At 46.3% G+C, this 18701-nt stretch carries 10 protein-coding genes; 2 read left to right on the top strand and 8 right to left on the bottom strand.

The genetic code is table 11. The annotated features are described in order from the left end of the window. Nucleotides 1-145 precede the first annotated feature (145 nt). From GWK48_RS02735 to GWK48_RS02725, 3 genes are read right to left on the bottom strand one after another with little or no spacing between them, the layout of a single operon-like run. A complete protein-coding gene (locus GWK48_RS02735; RefSeq protein WP_174629355.1) occupies nucleotides 146-1069 on the bottom strand; it encodes a BadF/BadG/BcrA/BcrD ATPase family protein in 924 nt (307 codons plus the stop codon). Further along, a complete protein-coding gene (locus GWK48_RS02730; protein WP_246263879.1) occupies nucleotides 1047-1862 on the bottom strand; it encodes an SIS domain-containing protein in 816 nt (271 codons plus the stop codon). The genes GWK48_RS02735 and GWK48_RS02730 overlap by 23 nt, the downstream gene beginning before the upstream one ends. Then, nucleotides 1852-2523, bottom strand: coding sequence for a nucleotidyltransferase family protein (locus GWK48_RS02725; RefSeq protein ID WP_174629353.1), 672 nt, complete (start codon nucleotides 2521-2523; stop codon nucleotides 1852-1854). The genes GWK48_RS02730 and GWK48_RS02725 overlap by 11 nt, the downstream gene beginning before the upstream one ends. A gap of 125 nt (nucleotides 2524-2648) precedes the next feature. Between GWK48_RS02725 and GWK48_RS02720 the strand changes: the two genes are divergently transcribed. Continuing rightward, nucleotides 2649-5507 carry a hypothetical protein gene (locus GWK48_RS02720; protein WP_174629351.1) on the top strand — a complete coding sequence of 953 codons (2859 nt, stop codon included), beginning with the start codon at nucleotides 2649-2651 and terminating at the stop codon, nucleotides 5505-5507. Nucleotides 5508-5558: 51 nt separating this feature from the next. Here GWK48_RS02720 and GWK48_RS02715 read toward each other — a convergent pair whose 3' ends face one another. Beyond that, entirely contained in the window at nucleotides 5559-6599 is a 1041-nt protein-coding gene (locus tag GWK48_RS02715) for a glycosyltransferase family 4 protein (protein WP_174629349.1), read from the bottom strand. A gap of 328 nt (nucleotides 6600-6927) precedes the next feature. Here GWK48_RS02715 and GWK48_RS02710 point away from each other — a divergent pair, with 328 nt between their 5' ends. Beyond that, nucleotides 6928-9708: a hypothetical protein gene (locus GWK48_RS02710; protein WP_174629347.1), complete on the top strand. Its 2781-nt coding sequence runs from the start codon at nucleotides 6928-6930 to the stop codon at nucleotides 9706-9708. 510 nt (nucleotides 9709-10218) lie between these two features. Here the strand turns inward: GWK48_RS02710 and GWK48_RS02705 are convergent. The 4 genes from GWK48_RS02705 to slaA all read right to left on the bottom strand — a co-directional run bounded on the left by GWK48_RS02705 (nucleotide 10219) and on the right by slaA (nucleotide 18601). After that, complete coding sequence (locus tag GWK48_RS02705; RefSeq protein WP_174629345.1) at nucleotides 10219-12285, bottom strand: hypothetical protein; 2067 nt, start codon at nucleotides 12283-12285, stop codon at nucleotides 10219-10221. Between the two features lie 410 nt (nucleotides 12286-12695). Beyond that, complete coding sequence (locus tag GWK48_RS02700) at nucleotides 12696-12866, bottom strand: hypothetical protein (RefSeq protein WP_174629343.1); 171 nt, start codon at nucleotides 12864-12866, stop codon at nucleotides 12696-12698. 313 nt (nucleotides 12867-13179) lie between these two features. Then, nucleotides 13180-14430, bottom strand: coding sequence for an S-layer protein SlaB (gene slaB / locus GWK48_RS02695; RefSeq protein WP_174629341.1), 1251 nt, complete (start codon nucleotides 14428-14430; stop codon nucleotides 13180-13182). Between the two features lie 43 nt (nucleotides 14431-14473). Then, entirely contained in the window at nucleotides 14474-18601 is a 4128-nt protein-coding gene (gene slaA, locus GWK48_RS02690) for an S-layer protein SlaA (RefSeq protein ID WP_174629339.1), read from the bottom strand. Nucleotides 18602-18701 lie beyond the last annotated feature (100 nt).

The following is an 18701-nucleotide window of genomic DNA, read 5'->3' as shown; positions in this document are numbered from 1 at the left end:
TTAAGTCAAGCAAGGAAGTATTAAAAGGATTGGCTAACTCTTTCTCGTTTATTGAGTAAAAGAGATGTACCCCCTAGCCTAAAAGGGTAAGGTCTACCGTTATCTTATCAGGGAGGTAACTAGACTGGGGAGATAATTAGCTTGGCTAACCAGTCCTAGCTCCTAGCCTGCTCATGAACTTCTCCAGCTGGGTTAGAAGGTTATCCCTGTCCTCCTCTTTTAATCCAACCCTCAAGCTCACCACGCAACCCACAACAGCCTGGTACCCCCTGTACGTTCTCAACCATTTCAGCCTTTCCTTTACGTATGCTGAGTTGAACACCCCTCCAACCCCAGCTACTCTGGTCACCTCCCTTTTCATCCTTTCCAGGACTGCGCTGATGTATTCCACAGTCTCGTTCATGATTTGAACTGCTGTAGGATCTCCTTCCTTTGCTAGTCTATCCACTACCTTCGCGAACGAGGCTATCCTGCTCTTGTCCGGTCTCCTCGTAAACATCTCAATTATGTCCCTAATTTCCATCCCGTAAAACCGCTCCAGTTCTCCGGGTAACCTACTCTCCAAAAGGCCGTCCAACGCCCTAGTTGCCATGGTAATTGCCCTCTTGCCTATATAGGACGCCGAACCCTCATCCCCGAAGAACCACCCCCATCCCCCAAGCCTCCTCATTGACCCTCCCCTCTGGATATATCCTACGCTCCCGGTCCCAGCTACTACTGCTCCACCGTCCTCAAAGAGGTGGGCAAGCCTGACTGCAGCCTCACCGTCGTTCATGATAACAGCGCCCTCCCTTATGCTCTTCACAAGCTCCACAACTTCCCTCGTAAAACCGGGGGAATCCCCGACCCCAGCTAAGGCGAAGGCTGACTCCTGGACTTCCTCCATCGACGTAGAAGCTTCACTCAACGCCTCACCTATGGCCTCCCTCAAGGCCCTCTCAGCTCTGTCCCTTCCCACCTCTACCAAGTTGGAGGAGCCGGCCATGCCTACCCCTAATATTTCTACACCGTGGAACACGACTGCAATGGTCTTAGTTCCTCCACCCTCAACGGCCAATCCTTTGGGCAAGCCTCTTTCCCTCTGGGATCTTCGTTAGCTTCGAGGGATCTTCACCGAGCTTTTTAGCCAACTCTACTGACAGGAAACCGGCTACCTGAATTAGAAAGGACACGTCCCTCATCCCCGTCACCTTGAGGACAAAGGCGTTAATCAGCTCTGCAGTGACCTGGTCAATCTCGCTCCCCACCAGGACTATTGGGGCTATCCCCTCTCCGTGGGTGTAGCTCTCCACCTCGTTGTGGTTCACCTCCGGTATTTCCCCGAAAAATGCAGGGTACTTAGCGTTTTCGTTAATTTCCTGCTTGAACCTCTTAGCTACACCGAGGTACTTGCTTCCATAAAAGACCGGGATCCTGCCCCCTATAAAGTCCAGTAGTTCCTTAGCCACCTCCACTGCTCTGGCGTTGTCAACCCCGCTCACTACCTCAGGAATCAGGTCAGGCCTCAACATCTTTACCACAGGAAGGAAGAGGTAGGGAAAGGAATACCTTGGCTGGTTACCCTGCTTCACTAAGATGACCTCTCTGGTCAACTTGGAGAGCTCTCCCCCGGAGGTCACAGCTACAACCCTTATACCCTGGGACATGGCCTGCTTAGCCCTCTCCACGGTCTCCCAAGTGTTCCCTGAATAGCTAACAGCTATTAGCACGTCCGGATCGTCAGTCCTCAGGGGATAAAACGCCTTTACTACTTCACATACTACCCCACTGCCCCCCATCCCCGTACAGGAGACCTTTCCTGCAAGGGAGGGTACGGTCAGTCCCATGGCTTCCCGGTACTGATGGCCCCAGTCATCGTACAAATTTCTCGACCTCCTGGGAAGCTTCCTCCATGTCCTTGATAGAGTCTATGGACCTCCAGTAAGCATCCTTGAACTTCACAGCCTTTAATAGCCCTCTCTCCGCGAGGTTGGGGAAGGTAGTCTTTTCCAGGTCCCCCTTATCTGGTAGGTACTCAAAGACCTCGGGAGTGAGGTGATACACACCTGCGTTGATCCAATGCTCGTATAGGACTGGTTTTTCAATAAACCTAGTGACTTTACTGTCGCTGACCTCTACTACTCCGTAGGGGCTCTTAAGTGGGACTAGGGCGATGACGTTCCCCTTCCCTGAAAGTTGGTTTACGTCAAGGTTGGTCAATATATCGCCGTTCAGCACCAGAAAGTCCTCAGCCAGGAAGTTCTTTACCCTCTTGATCGCACCCCCTGTCCCCAAGGGTTCGTTCTCCACCCCTAACATCACGTTCACCCCCAACCTGTCTGCGTTCTGGGAGCTCCAGTCCACTAAGACCTCCTTCTTGTACCCTGCCAGGATAAGGAAGTTTAGAATCCCATACTTCTTCAACCAGAGTATTTGCCACTCTAGGATGGGCTTCCCTGCTATCTCCACAAGGGGCTTCGGTTTATCGTCAGTGAAAGGTCTCAGCCTCTTTCCGTAACCTCCAGCTAAGATTATGGCTTTCATATTTGAGAATGATAGTTTCTTTATAAAAGGTTTTAAGGGAATTGACTGAGCCACCCATACAACAACAGGATCGTATTCTTCTAAAAACCAAAAACATTAAAGAACGATCTTTTCCTTAGACTAACATGGACAGAATAGGATATGCTGTCATCGCGATTATCTTGGACGTTGTCCTAGGTTCTTCCTCATTTCTCGATCTAGGCAATCTAAAACTTTTCGCTATAATATCCCTTGTCTTGGCCCTTTACTCCATCCTCCCCATGAGGGAATTTACATTTACTGCTCCCGTATCTTTAGTCCCATCTCTCCTTCTAGGAGGATCCCCTACCCCCTTAGTTTTAGCCTCAGTCCTATCAGTTTTATCATATTACTTGAGGGAGCACTCAACTTCTTTTCTCCTAGCCCTTTCCCTATCCCTAGCACTAGTTAACTCTGGTGATGTATTACAAGTCCTAGGTTTCTTGGTACTAACTGCATCCGTCCTCTACCTGAAGTTGGACTTGAGAGGGGTTGTGGTCAATGGTGTTCTTCTCCTTACACTGGCAGCCCTGTTCTACTCCATTTCCCAGCCCTCTCTTATGAGCCAGTTCTCTAACGTTGCTTACTTCTCCCTCCTCTTCGGCGTCTTAGGAGTTGCCGTCGAGAGGACCAGTCTCCCCAAGAGGTTCCCAAGGATACCCATGTTGTTCGTCCCCTATGCTTTGCTAAGTCTTACCGTTGGTTTACCACAGGCTTATTACTGGTGGGACCCAAAATCCCTATTTTTCCGTACAAGTCCTCTCTCCCTTTGGGCTCCTCTAAAGTACTTTCCTCAGCTCAACGGACTAGCGGGGAGTTGGCCCCTTTCACACCTTACCTTGAGGTTGGGCGTCCTAGGGGTAGACGCTTACATAGCTGTGTTAGTTTATGTGGCAGGACTAGCCTCATTCCTCATGTTTACGGGACTGAAGATGAAATATGCGCCTCTATTTAGCCTCATCTATCAGGTCCTTTCCCCATTCGACCACCCTTACCTCTTATTGGGTTATTCCATACTCCCACTCACTGTCTGGCTGATGAACAGCAATTCTAGGGCGTACTTGAAATATCCCGCCATAATGGTCACTTCAGTGATAGGTTCCTCTTACTTCCTTTTCCCTCTTCAGGCTTCCCTTCTGGGAGGGGTAACGTCTAGGAGGGGAATAGGCTGGGCAGTTGTTGGGATGATAGGAGCAAACCTCTTCTGGATAGTACCCTACACCCTTTTAGGGTCGCCGAGCGTTGGGAGACTAGGTAACGTTGTACCACTAGCCCTTCTTCTTCCCCTAATGGTCTCGGTGATCCACTTTAACGGAGAGAGGAGGGCTGCCATTCTCTCCATAGCTTCACTGGCCTATATATCATCCTCCCTACCTTATACCGAGGCCCTCTACCCTGTAGCCATACTGTCAACGCTCTTAGCAGTTAACAAAGGGAAGACCTTGATAACAGCGATTACCCTATTCATTCTGCTGTCCTCGTCAACCTATCAGTTCATATCCTTTCATCCAGTGAATATCCCATCTCCTCTATTGAAAGCCCAAGACCAGGTCGAGAACGCTACCCTAGTTTGGTGGAACGACAGTTTTCCACTACTTTCCCCGGTTCCATCAAATTGGACTCAACTACCCTTAAACTCCATCCAGTATATAGTGACTAACAACACCGCAAAGGAGAACCCAGACTACACCGGTTTCCCCATGTCCATAAGGGTAATACTTCCCTCCACTTTCGTTAGGATTAACGGGTCTTGGTATCCAGAAAGCGCACCGGTCTTTTCGGTTGGCCCAGATAACTTCACATATTCCTATAAGTCTGAGAACCTTTCCCTAGAGCGTACCAACAGTTTCGTCTTGGTGGACTCCAGATCTGGGGTTCAGTACTTGGACTGGAAGTTCTCCCCAGGTAACTCTTCCGCCTTTTCGATCTCTATATCAGGAGACTGGATACAGCTCTTTCCGCAGGTGTACCTAGCAATCGCCTACAACGTCACGAACACGACAGGTTTTGCACCAATCTCCTTTAACGCCCTAGCCTTGACCTTAGGGAACAGGAGCCCGTTCTTCCAATTTTCCTCATCTAAGATAAGCCTGTTGGGCTTCGGAACCCCGCTAGACTTAACCAAGAACTTTAGCCTTACCCTTTACTTCCAAAACGCTAATGGATACGTAGAACTCTACGGGGAGCGGTTCAACGGAGAGCTCCACCAACTCTCCTTACCATCTAGATTCCCATGGAATAACGTAACCGACGTAATTCTAATACTCCCCCTGGACAATAGAGTGGAAATAAAGTCCTTCTCCATATCCACGTTACTCCCGTTGGACATAACCCAGAGCTGGGTGTCTTGGTACTCTACCTCAGCTTCAAATGTGACCTTCGTACCCTCTTCAACCCTGAACGGGACTGTGTACTTTTCCAGCCCGGAGCGGATTCAACTACACGCGCTCCTACTAAACGGGAGCTACCTCGACCTAAGATCTGGGGAGAGAGTGTCTGGGTTGAGGGAACTGACAGTATCTTCCCCTCCTGGTCTTGTCAATTTAACCTCTTTAGTAGTGTTAAGCAGTGAGATGGAGTACTACGTTGTAGGAAAGTTTAACGTATCTACTAATTACACGGTCAACCAAACTCTAGTTGCAGGGGGTATACTGGATAAGATAGACACCCCTGTGAAACTTAACGTTACGCTCCTCCCGTTGTCTGGACCTCTCAACTCCTCTGTCCAGTACATAGTTGACGGTAAGGTAGAGCACAACACCTCGATCATTTTACCCCCTGGCGACCACACAGTAATTATGTACTTCTTGGGACAAGGACTAGTCTATCCAAGCCTATACCTTTCAGTAATCTCATTCATCTTGGCTTTTGTTATCTCTGTTTTCTCCAAAAGGTTGGAACTAGTAGTATCTAGGATGGGTAAAGCTCTTGAAAAGTACGAAAAACCGGACCATGAGGCGGGGTAGCGAAACCGGTCTGCACTATAGTCTCCCCTTTGGATATAGTCGTTACTCCTCTTAAATAGACCTTAGGTAAGTCTCGTACTCGTTTGCAGTCCTATCCCAATCATAGTTCATGGATTCCTCCAAGGAACTCTTGGAGAGGCTTAACATGACGTCCTCCTCGAGCATGTACTCAAGTGTCTTAGAGGCCTTAACGTAATCCTTGTAGTCTATTAGGAAACCGTTTTTACCTTCCTTTATAATTTCAGGCATTGACCCAACGTTGTAAGCCAGTGCTGGTGTACCACAAGCGTTCGCCTCGACAATCGTCATACCCCATCCCTCAATAAACGAGGTGGAGAGTACCACCCACGCCCTCTGGTAAAGCTCTATCTTCTTTTGCTCACTCACCCTGCCTAGGTATTTTACGCCCAATGGCTCAGCTGCTCTCCTGAACTCGTTCTCCAGGTCCCCTTCACCTACTACCACCATCTCCGCCTTCTTGTTAAGCCTCTTAAATATCTCCACGGAGTCCAAGGGGTTCTTATACCTTTTCATCCTACCTACCCAGAGGACCAGGGGAGAAGAGGACTTCTTCCCGGGCCTATATTTAACGTGGTCTACCCCATTATGTATAACCTTGATCTTGTCTTCCTCCACCTTTATCTTCTTGACTAGATCCCTCTTGGTCGCATGTGAAACAGCTATGACATGGGAGTAATTCTTCAGATTTTTCTCCAAACTGCTTATCGCGAGTCTGGTAATTGGGTCCACCTCAAACTTTAGGACGTCCTGGTGAACATGGTGGACAAGAGCAACGCTTCTCTCGTTAACCAAATAGGAGAAGAACGGGACAGCGTGAGCTACACTATCTACGACTACCTCGTGACGTCTAGCTTCCAGCAACGAGAGAAGGTGAAGGGATATCCTGGTCCCTCTCCTTAGGACCCTGACCCCGTCTATTTCCTCCTCGTCACTCCTCCCCTTCACCCTCTCGGTAAGCCAAGTAACTTCGTTGGTCTTGGACAACCTTGTGGTAACGTGAAAAAGTACCTCTTCAGCGCCCCCAGCGTGAGGATGATAAATGTCCCTGTGGTTGACAAAAAGTAAATCCATCAGAAGAATAAATGAAAACCATAGATATATATTCAACGGACTGATTACATAACCGCTGAAGGAAGGGTTTCCTTCAAAAAGTTTTACTGTAAGAGACTTTAACGCCTACGTGCAACCCAAGGACATTTCGCTTTAAACAAGAAGCAGGTCGATGAAAACAAGTTCCCTCACCACTTGGAGTAGGAGCTACACTTAACGATAGAGTCACTCTAAGTATAAAGCTCTACCCTAGGTACGTCAATACAAACCTAGAAACAGAAAACTGTAGAATCCTCAGGTCCCAAGCGTTACGATAACCTTTAATCGCTCAGAGAATATTTCTGCGGGTATGGATAAACTAAACTACTACCTAACCTCTCTGCTGATAGACCTGACTACAGGAGTCCTTTCCTTGGTTATCCCCCTCCAGTACAGCTTCGGTCTGATAGCTCTCTCCTCCGCTGCCTTTTCCATACTCTCACCTGAGCTGTCGGTGACCCTTCCCCTCTCGCTATTGCCATATTCTCTAATTACAAAGAATTATTCAGTGATAGCGCTGTCTGGGCTGACCTCGATCACCTCCTACTACCTCAAGGAAAGGTCCACATCTTTCCTCCTCTTCTTTGCTATCTCCCTAGTGATGATGGACTTAAACGCCTACATGCAAGTCCTAGCCTTCGCGCTTGCCCTAGTCGCCCTCCTGTACCTGAAGCTCGATCTGAGGGGTGCAGTAATTAACGGGATATCCCTGCTCCTCACTGCCTCAGCGGTCTCCATCCAACAAGGGCTCTCGTCTCCCTTGGTCTCCTCGCTATCAGACGGGGCATTTTACAGCCTCTTTTTCGGTATAGTAGGGATGGCTATTGAGGGGAAGAGGTTACCTCGCAAGTTTCCTAGGACGCCCGTTCTCCTAGCGATATACCCTCTCGCCTCCCTCTCTCTCGGGTTACCTTACGCTTACTACTGGTGGTCTCAAAAGTCCTACCTCTTCAATGTAAGTCCCTTCAACCTATGGGTCCCTGTCAGGTACTTCCCTCAGCTGAACCAGGTGTTAGGTAGCTGGCCCCTCTCTCACCTGCTCTCCCATCTAGGCTACTTTGGTGTAGACGTTTACATTGCTTGCCTCTCTTACCTATCAGGGTTAGGAGCGTTCATGATGTTTAGGAAGTTGGGGTTAAGACATGTCCCCATGTTCTCCCTAGTTTATGAGCTACTTTCGCCCTTTCAGGACCCATACTTACTCTTCGGGTACGCTGTCCTACCTTTCATTATATCCTTGGTCTTAACTAGTCTGAGAAACTCCGTGAAATATCCAGCTGTTATGTTTATCTCCATCCTAGGTTCCTCGTTCTTCCCCCTGGTAGTCTCGGTAGCGTTAATGGGTCTTATCACGTACAGGAGAGGCTTAAGTTGGTTGGTCCTCTCCGTTCTGGGGGCAAACGCATTCTGGATAATCCCATATATACTTTACGGGACTCCTAATGTGGGCGAAGTTACTCCGTACATCACCTTTGTCCTCCTACTCCCAGTAGCTACCCTCCTTACTAAGTTTGGGGACAAAGCCTCTGCCATCATCTCGGTGATTTCCCTCGCGTTCCTAGTGTCTGGACTCCCTTACTCCGAAACGATGTACCCTGTAGCTGTCATGTCTACGCTACTGGCAGTGCGGGGAAAAGGAGTAAAGGAGGTGTTAATTGCGTTAGTCGTGGTCCTATTGCTCTCCAGTTCCTTGCTTCAGTTTGTTAACTACCAACCCACTTCTATCCCGGAACAGGTCTTTGAAATCTCAAACAGGGTAGAGAACGCCTCGCTAGTGTGGTGGAACTACTCTTTTCCTTACCTTTCCCCAGTTGCGACCAACAGCTCTCCCGTGGTCACTCAGGGGTTACAGTACGTTGTCACCAACACAGGAGAAGTTAAGAGTAACCCAGATTTCCTCGGTTTCCCAGCGTTCTTCACTGTGGTTATACCTAGTTACTTAAAGAGAGTGGACTTTAACGTCTCTCCAGAGGCTTTTCCCTTCCTAGAGATTAATTCCAGTAATTTCCACCCAAGTTACTCCTCAGGGCAACTCCAGGTTAACCTATCCCGCTCGATAGTCATCAAGTCTTTGTTAGGTTCTCAGTTCCTCTTCTGGAACTTGACCCCGCCGCCCACCTTCTCCGTGACCCTATCGGGTAAATGGGTCAACTACTTTCCCTATCCCTCTTTGTTCATAGGTAATGCCACAGAGGATAGCTCCGTGACCCCTATAAATTTCGCGGCATTGACAGTAGAACTTGGCAAGCCTACCGTCCTCCTCTACAGCAGGGAGATAAAGCTTGTAGGAGATGTGACCCCTTTTAATGTAAGTAGACCTTTCAACTTCACACTTGAATTCAGCAAGGAGGGTAACTTCACTTTCATCTCGGGCGAGATCTTAAACGGTAAGTTTACCGCACTTGACTTGAACACGTCACTACCGTGGCAAGACGTGAGGACCTTTGGCCTCATACTTCCTATCGATAATGAGGTCAACTTAACTGGGATAGAGGTGTCCCGGAACGTCTCAGTCAACATCACGGAGAACTGGATGTCTTGGAACTCGAGCACTCCATTTTACGTGAGTATAACCCCTTCAGAGGGACTGAACGGTACTCTATACTACGATAGTAACGTCCCAATTACAGTGGAGGCCCAAGGAGAAACGCTGCACAACGGGTCCTATATCTCAGGGGTAAAAGAGTTCACCCTTTACTCTCCCCCGGGTTTCGTTAACGTAACTAGGGTCTTTGTGGAGAACAATGGTGTTGACTACTACCTTGTAGGGAGATTCCCTGTAAACACTAGCTACACTGTAAAGGTAAAACAAATTTTCGGGGGAGAGGAGCTAATCATCAAGTCTAGCCTCTCCTTAAACATGACAGTGATCCCCTTGAACAATATAGGTCTAAAGTTAGACGGCCATCCCTTCAGTGGTCCGACAACAGAGTTGGGCCCTGGGACAAACTACTTGCTTATCGACTTCCAGGGGACGGTGGCTGTGGTTATAGGGATGTTCATCACGATTTACTCTTTCGCCATAGCTATCCTAAGTGACGTGATAAGGGACGCTTTAGAAAGAATTGCAAACTATCTCGAAAAGATTTAATTTTAACTAGAGTGACATGAAGAGGCGCTGAGGAAAGACACGATCCCCGAGGGTCCGTCGCACGGTGATGTTAACTCCCTCGTTGAATTGGAGGCTTACTTCGCCATGTTCAGGGCACCTTTGACGTCACTGTGAAGCCTGTAGTGTTGCAGGCAAATGACTGCCCCTCTGGGATCTCTTCTCACTGTGACGTTGTGAAAAGCGCAAGTTCAAAAGCGTTGTACTCAACGACCAAGAGCGTCTTTATACCTTTCTCATGGGGCTTGGACGCGAGAATCTCTGCTAGTTTTCGATAAGACTGTATGACCTTTGCTTCCTACCTAGCAAAAACTCTGTAGGGATTGCACTACTTAGTGTTCACATTCGACTTATTGTCGATTTTGCGAGATGTTGTGAGAGAAGCTCGAGTAAGCGTTTGAAACACCTACTTTTTTTAAAAAACCTACCCAGTGACTATTTGCACACTACCACCTAAAATTTCGTCTTAAAACTGCAGAGGACCTTCTCGTGTCAAGTAATAACGTGGTCTTTACCTTTCCCTCTATCTTTGTATATACTATAAATTAGATATATATAAAATAGGACAATTAGAAATTCACTGATAATATTAAAGATTACGGAATACGAGGTTATAATAAATGGTCTAATCCCAGAGCTAGATACGACCTCTAATTGACCGTTATAGTTTACCTGTTTATAACCAAAGACTATAGCCCCCGTCCCTTCCCCTACTGGGGTGATGATTGAATTCGTCCTCTCCTCCGGTATTATTTTGACCCCGTACCACTCTTCCTTGACCTCATAGGCAGGTGGCGTATTCACCTTTATTACTAGGAAATTATTATTTTTATATATTATAGAAAAATTCGAGTTATTAAAGACGCTCACCTCTGGAATGTAATAAACGAAGGAAGTTAAGGCGGCATATACACCAGAGGGACTCGAGGAGTTAAGATGCGTAGTAAAAACCTGTGCGTAACCAAAAAACAAGGAAGAGTTTGCCCATAGGATAGATCTAACATCAAGTTCCTTGCTATAAAATTGTACGCCAGATATATTACCTGATAACAGGTAAAAATATAGAAAAGTGTAGGGGCTTTGAGGTGAACCCAAAGAGTCTATTGTTATGGCGTTATCAGAATACGTAAAGACGTTAATCCCAGGAGAATAAGGCGCAGTGTAACTAAACCCAAGAACGGTCAAGTTCAGGAAATACTTGGAAAGAGGGATCTTTATAACAGGTGGTAATATAAGGACAGATCCCCCTTTACCACTGTTGTATAACTCATCATATGTCTGGATGACGTAATTAGGAACTTCAAACTGGTGCCATATCATTGCGAAATCGACTGTTGATACAAAGCCCGCTATAGATACTAGGATAACAACGGTGACTAGAACAACCCTACGGATATGATTTAGGAGGTGTTTAGGGTTCACTAAATCCCCCTTAGATAAGTTAACTACCACAAGAGTGTAGAGCATAGCAATCAAAGGTGTGTACTCGTACGGATCGACCCCGGAAAATATGGGAATGAACTTATGTACTAGATTGTAAACACCTAAGTAGTTATTCTCGTAACTTACCAGGGAGAGGAGAAACCCAGCAAAGATCAACGGAAAAAATTCTCTCTTTAGTATAAAGTTTATTGTCCCTGCTACGAATAATAATATAAAAAGCCACGAGAAAATATAGAGGATTGCAGAGGGGAACCATCTATCAGACAAACTATAGAAAAATAAAACTTTAGATGAAACTAATAGAGAAACCTCCTGTAGAAGGTTAAATGCGCGGTCATAGCCCCCATTAAAAAAGTACTCCTCGGCAAAGCTGTACGAGGATACTTGGGAACCGTGGCTCAGGACGAGGTAAAGGACGTTTATATGCGTAAACGAAAAGAACAGTAAGACCTTAGTTGAAGAGGTCAGAGTGTTCAACAGCTCCCCGCTCCCCCTCTTTATAAGGGAAAAGAGTTCCACAGATAACAACGAGACAATTAGAGCGGGTATTGGAGGTCCATACACCCCTAAGACAGTGAGGGGAGCTAAGGACAGGAGGAAATCTCGTCTGTCCCAGGTAATGACCCTGTACTTGTAATAGAAGGCCACAAACCATGGTATTGGGGCGACATACAACGTCAGAGGGCTGTCTATGATAACTGATATAGTCCCGGGATTTAGTAGTCCTATCAACGCCCCAAGGGTAGTAAACACTCTTTTCTCGGTAAAAACTAGTCCTAACTGTCTTAAACCTAAGGCGAAGAAAAGGAGGTAGATGAAGTAAACCAGGTTAATCCCATACCCCCCGAAAAGTAGGGAAAACAGGGCCTCAAAAACGTTGAGGCCTGGGTTGAGATTAATACTGAATATGGGTGGAGAGTTGATCACACCGGTTAAAATTGAGGGGTTAAAGGAGGTGTCAACGAATGGGGGGTTCGTACTCATGTCAAAGTATGAGACGTAATAGTTTAGCAATAGTTCATGGAACACTAAAAATGTTACCAAAAATATCACTATCACGTCCAAATACTTTTGGAAAATCCTCAAATTATAGAATAGAACTGATCTGTACCCCACTGGCTGAAGATGTAACCTGTGGATAAAAAGGTATTGTTGATACTGACTAGCCTATGCTAGTGGAGGATGAGAGATACCGTCAGCATTGATCTTATTTCTTTAGATAGTTATGTAGAGTTCAACAGGTTACTAACCCTTACCTCATGGGGGATCTCACGTTATGTCCACAAGACACCTTTCTTACAAGCTAGGTTGTATCTTACACAGTACTTTGGAACTACGTTGTTTAGGTTCAGGAGTGACAAGTGGTGGAGGAGGACACCGAAAGGCTAATGAGTGTAGTTAGGAAGAAAGGTGTGTGCTCTAGGTTTTCATCAACCAAACAAAAGAAGGAGTTAGAAAATTAGGTGTTGGGTCTCATCTAATTTCATGTCGTCCGATATCAATCCTCAATTTTTAGCTTACGAGAGTCAAGGTACCGACTCGTCCTTACCCCCTGCTGGTCTAAAGGGGGACTCCAATCCACCTAGACTGTAGGATATCTCGAGCATCTTGGACTCTCCATAGCGCTTATCAGCCTTCCGAGATACATACCCACATCCTGGGTAAAACTTCCTTGCGGTATGTAAAGTGCTCAACAACCCAGATTGTATAAACTTAATGTTCAAACAAAATCTGTTGACTATGGGCACTCTAGAGAGAGGGTAAACTGTATAAGGTACTGCTAATCTCTTAAAATTCGTTTTATCTCATAATTCCTAACTATAATCCTAAAAAGGGTAAGGTCGTAACTTAACGAAATCCAGACCAAAAGAGCAATAATACTCCCATCTTAGAATGTAAAATCTAACTTTTATGAATTTAGAGCGAATAACTTTTGATAAATAGTGTAAAATTTCTTCTATAAAGAAGAGCACCTCTGGTAAAACCTTTATGAATTTAGGTGGAAAAAAATTAACTTACCTTTCTAAAGAGTAGTATTAGTACCACTATTGAAATAATTATAGCTATGATGCTCACTGCCAGGGCTATATCCACGGTTCCAGACAGACCGGACAACGCGTTGACCTTACTGTTCAACGTTGTGTACTCGCTACTCAATGTGCTCACGCTCTGTTGCAACGAGCCTAAGGTAGAGTTCAACTTGCCTAGGGTAGTTGACAAGGAGGAGACCGTCGATGACAGGGAGGACACAGTAGACGATAGGGAGCTTACAGTTGACGAGAGTGACGTTACCTGTTGACTAAGGGAAGTGACAGTAGCGTTTAAGCTCTCTATCACTTTCTGCTCGTTGAGGTTAACGGTCAGTGGTAGCACAACAGGAGTGGATGTCATTCCTGAGTAAGAGGCCGTAAGGATCAAGTCGGTCTCATACTGTACGTTAGGAACAGATATGTTCACTACGTAATAACCGTTCATGTAAGTAGCCGTGTAGTTCGTCCCGTTATACATGGCGATGACAGTAGCTGTAGATATTGGAGCTCCAGCGAAAGTTACAGTGCTCCAAATTGTAAGGGTAGTCCCTCCAGTCATGGTGATCCCAGTACCGGAAGTCAGGTCCTGTAGGTTAACGTTAGGTGAGACAGCCTTAACCACGGTCAAGGACAGCTCCTGGATCTGTACTGTTACAGTGAAACTATACATATTCGGTGCTACTACGCTTATGGACTCGCTAGTCGGGGCATAAGGCGAAGGTGGGACCACCTTTAGGGTGTAGTTCCCTGTGGGTAGAGATAGCACTGCTACCCCGGAAGAGTTAGTTGTCGCCGAAACGCTATCTGCTGTGACAGTAGCCCCGCTAACGGGGACTCCCTGTGGGTTAACTACCAAAACCCTAACTGTAGCAGTTAGAGGGAGGAACTGGAACGTAGTGGAGTTCGTGAACCCAGTGCTCGTCCCAACCTGTACAGTGTAAGTGCCGTAAGGTAGAGTCGTAGTAGCCTGACTTGGGAAAGTAAAGGCCTTTAGGGAGTACACACCGTTGGCGTTACTGGTAGTCACGTTAGAGAAGACAGCTTTACCCTGTGGGTTATATATTGTCACTCCGACCTGAGTGTTAGCCGGCGCAGTCCCCTCTATGAAAACCGTCTGTCCAGGATGGTACACCGGTTGCGTCGTAACAGTTATGGTAGTAGCTGCAGATAAGGCCAAAAGCGGGGAAGCTATCAACACCAGTAATACTAAGGGAAGGAAACTATATTTCATTCATTTTCACCTTTCATAATTTTAAAAATAATATAAAAATTTTTTAACTTGCGCTTACGACCTCAGTCAGTCCCTGGTTGTAGGGTATGCTAAGTAGGTTGTTCTGGAAGGGTATGAATACTATGGTGTAGTTACCGGGCATTGTGGGAGTGAACAGGGCACCTACCTGAGTACTCTGTCCTGGGGCTAATGTAACTACGGCAATGACCTCTGGCTGGACTGGTGTTCCATTAAGAAGTACCTCTAGCGTTCCGTAGACCGTCTCATTCACGTTCCCGTTGTCAGTCACGTTGAAGAGTATACTGTAGGTCTTACCTACCATCATGCTGGTCGTTGGGGTCCCGTTGTAGGTCAAGGTGAAGTGGGACACCAAGACGCTAACCTTGATAACTCCCACGTAGAAGTAGGTGGAGGACTTCATAGTCAGCTGTTGTTTTAGACCATTGTAGTTGAAGTATGTTCCTTCTACCACGTTCATGTTTACTAGAACCTTATTGACTAACCCAGGAGAGGCTGATATCTCACCTGACACTCCAGGAGTGAACACATCAGGCTCCACGACTTTCAATTGACCTGTGTAGTAGGGAGTGCCGATTGGAACACCTGAGACTATCTTGGTCTCTTGGCTGAGGACCAAGGTCGTAGTCTCACCGTTCGCTGTGTTCAGTATGGTAACGTTGAAGGTCGACCCTGAACCAGGTACGTTGGGGTTATCCACTGCATCTGGGGCGTAAACCGTGATGTTTACGAGTTCACCTGCAGTGGTGTTGGGGTATGGGACTGCTCCTGCTGCGGACTGAGTTATGTTCTGGTTGTTAAAGTAAACGGATATTATAGGTTTCACCAGACCGTTGATCTGGAGAGTGGCAACTTGACCAGACACCGATGGGACTGCGTACGCTGAAACTATGCTCACAGTTCCGGTGGACACGTTGGGGACCTCGACGGTATGTACCGTGTAGACGTTATGAGTGACCTGCAACAAGTCAGTGAGGTTCACGTTGATGGGGACACCGTAACTCCCAGGAGTTCCGCTCCACAAAGTCATGGGGACACTAATCACCCATATGGAGTTGTTGTAGTAGAAGCTGGTGTCACTTGAGCTTATCAAGGCGGTTCCAGTTATCAATTGCTGGGACTGCTGAGTGGTTACCGTGGATATTATATTTTCCAGTAAGAGTTCGGCTCCCGATCCAGATATTGAAGTATAGTTGCCAGGAGATGGGTGAGAATACAGGTTAAATAACGTGGAGTTCAGCTCAATCTCAAGCTTGGCGAACGGGGATGCAGGGGACGGGTTGAGGATAGACACTGTCAAGGACGGGACATTAATTGATATTGTCTGCTGCTGATAGTATGGGGTAATTGAAGAGGAGGTACTCGTCGGACCTATACTCGCGTTGGAGTTCACTAGGACTACTGATCCTGGAGCCACAGTATAACCGGCCATGTTAATTATACTTGTGAGGTTATTCAAGGTCACCACGCTGGAGTTACCTAGGACCACAGTTCCAACGAACAATGGAGATCCTGCACCATCTTCACTCAAAGATATTGGGGCTACTGACGGAGTTAACGTCGAGCTATATCCGTTCCAAGGTACGTATTGCACGTAGGCAGTGAGGTATCCAGTGTACCTCATATTGGCCCCCTCCACAAGTCCTGGGCTATTAACTGTCACTTTCACATAAGCGCCAGGGTTAGCTGACGTCTGGTTTACTGTAAGAGTGTAGGTAGAGGTCTTCAACGATGCAGTTGCGTTAACTTGCTGGTTGGAAGACGGAGAGGTATAATTGAACACTAAGAAGCCGTTTATAACGTTCTCAAGGTTTGTTACACTTATACCATTAATATCTAGATAGTAACCGTTACTATTTTTCACTACAGTGTAGTAAATCTGACCAGTGAACAAGCCTGTGCCAGGTCCGGTCTCCGTTAACGTGACGAGAATTGGTGAAGTTCCTTTTATTGCCTTGCCTGAGGCATTTTCAACAATTACATTCAACGTGGCCTGGAGAGCCGTGGAAGGTATGCTATTTGCGTATAACTGATCCGTAACGTTGATCAGTATATAGTGTTTCTCTGGTAGAACGTTATACGGCAGAGGAGGCAGGTATGCGACCTCACCAGAGGAGAAGGAAGTTGATGTAGGGGTCTCTATGGTAATGACCGGGGCAATAGTCTGGAACTTGTAGGTCACTGTGAGGGTCTGGGCTGCAAACTCGTCATATATCTTGAAGGTTAACTGAGTCCCGGAAGGTATGTAGCCAAGTTTTAGAACTTCGGTTACTATCGTAGTCCTCGGTAGGTTTATGAAGAACGTCCCGTTCCCATTAGCGGAGGACAATATGTTGATGCCTGCATTGGATAGGGGTACCGTGTTGGAAGTTCCGTTAGGTAACACATAAGTGATATTTGCCAACGCTATAGTAACTCCATTATACACTATATCGTCGTAAGTTTTAGTTGCCACGGGCTGCACATTAAGGGTCGTGGGAGTCCCAAAGGCTAGGTTAGGCTCGTAGTAGGCTAACTCTACACCAGTGCTGACATTAGGTAACACTGTCACCTGAGGTACAGGCTCCAGACTCGGCTGTCCCACAACTATCTGGCCTGGAGTGGATACGTTAACCGGTTTATTTTGTCCTAGATAATAGAACGAAGCCCCAATATCATTGGTAGCAGTAACCAAGATTGATGTATTGCTGAAATCATAGGGTGGCAATGTGATAACGATCTCCGTGCCCGCAGAATTGGGGCCTATACTATAATTCATACCTATTTCAAGCACTGCAGGCATACTAAATACTCCTGAACCTGCGTAAGTCTCGCTCAAATTTATTACTTTACTACTAAATGTCTCACCGTTTTGGCCCAAGAGTGAAACTTTAACCGGTATGGCCTCATTAACGCTGAAGTTGGATATGTTGTCAAATGCGTCAACTGTGAGGTTCTCCCCCTTAAGTACGGATAGCTTCAACGGTTGTGGCAGAGTCTCCTTAATTGTCCCGGTTACGGACACGGATGCGTTATTTGCTAACCAATCGCTAAAGTAAATCGTGATCGGGGTTGAGGTGGTGAAATACCTATCCCTTATCGTCAGGTTATAATATTGATAAGGTTCAACTTTGGACGGAGAGTAAGAAGGTGTTTTACCTCCAGGTGTTAACGTGGCATAGGTACTGTTAGTAACTACAGATGAAGTGTACATAGTATAGTTACCGTTGTATACATTGCCGTAGCCGAACATTGATAGTGCATTGGATATGGGGTTATCGGAGAATATGGTCGTGTTTACATACACACCGTTCTTAATCGCTACGTAAGACACGTTCTGTATGATTGGGGAATACACACCGGGATAATTATTCATCACATATACTGTATAACCTCCATTGCCGCCCACTAATGGGTCAGCTTGCATTATCTGGTCATTTACCAATACTGTCCAGGTCGAGTTCAGCGGTACTGTAGACTGTGAACTAATAGCCGTTACTTGATAGTTGCCGGAGTTAGCCTCGTAGTTGTTTATGGTGACGCTTGCACCTGTGCTGTACTGGATAGTTATGGTCTTGCTAGTACTAAAGTAATACAGGCTTGTAACGTTAACGTAGCCACCTCCTTTCACTGTCATACCATAGATACTTATCAGGTTATCTGGGAACGAAGAGGGTATCGTAAAATGCAGTACGTTTTTAGTTCCCATGGACGCAACTAAATTGTTGTTCACTAACATAACATTACTAGTGCTCCCGTTTATGGTCAATTTTTTAGTTACAGTTACATTATAAGGAGTTACGGTCACTGTAGGAGTACTCATGACTGGAGTCATGGTGATAAAGAACCAGAAGTAGTGACCTCCGTTTTGAAGGTAGTAAACAGATGAAAGGTTCTCAAACTCAGTACTGTTCAAGGGTAAAGTCACTGTGCCGTTTGAAATGGTGATGTTACCCTCTACATATTTGGCACCTACAGCGCTTTGGGGGACGTTGGGGTCATAGACAGACACTAAAACCACTTGACCATAGCTCACCCAGTTCGAGCTGACCGATATTGTTACACCTCCGGCTGTTCCGCTAGTCTGCGCTTGAGTTATAACACCAGATAGGAATGAACCTCCCATCAATAAAACAAGGAGGAGCGATAGATATCTTATCGCCTTAGAGTTCATACTTTTTTCACTGAAATCACCATAAGGGGTAATAATATAAAAGATGATTGACTACATCTGTATACAGACCCCAAATGGGTAAAGGTAGCTACGTCACCGT

The sequence above is a fragment of the Metallosphaera tengchongensis genome (genome assembly GCF_013343295.1).
Lineage (GTDB): Archaea > Thermoproteota > Thermoprotei_A > Sulfolobales > Sulfolobaceae > Metallosphaera > Metallosphaera tengchongensis.
Note: the sequence above shows the minus strand (reverse complement) of the source record. Positions and strands in the feature narration are given on the sequence as shown.

Excerpts from the sequence above, each read along its gene's own strand:
- GWK48_RS02715 (WP_174629349.1), bottom strand. The coding sequence starts at position 6,599 with ATGGATTTACTTTTTGTCAACCACAGGGACATTTATCATCCTCACGCT.
- GWK48_RS02720 (WP_174629351.1), top strand. The coding sequence starts at position 2,649 with ATGGACAGAATAGGATATGCTGTCATCGCGATTATCTTGGACGTTGTC.
- GWK48_RS02710 (WP_174629347.1), top strand. The coding sequence starts at position 6,928 with ATGGATAAACTAAACTACTACCTAACCTCTCTGCTGATAGACCTGACT.
- GWK48_RS02725 (WP_174629353.1), bottom strand. The coding sequence starts at position 2,523 with ATGAAAGCCATAATCTTAGCTGGAGGTTACGGAAAGAGGCTGAGACCT.
- slaA (WP_174629339.1), bottom strand. The coding sequence starts at position 18,601 with ATGAACTCTAAGGCGATAAGATATCTATCGCTCCTCCTTGTTTTATTG.
- slaB (WP_174629341.1), bottom strand. The coding sequence starts at position 14,430 with ATGAAATATAGTTTCCTTCCCTTAGTATTACTGGTGTTGATAGCTTCC.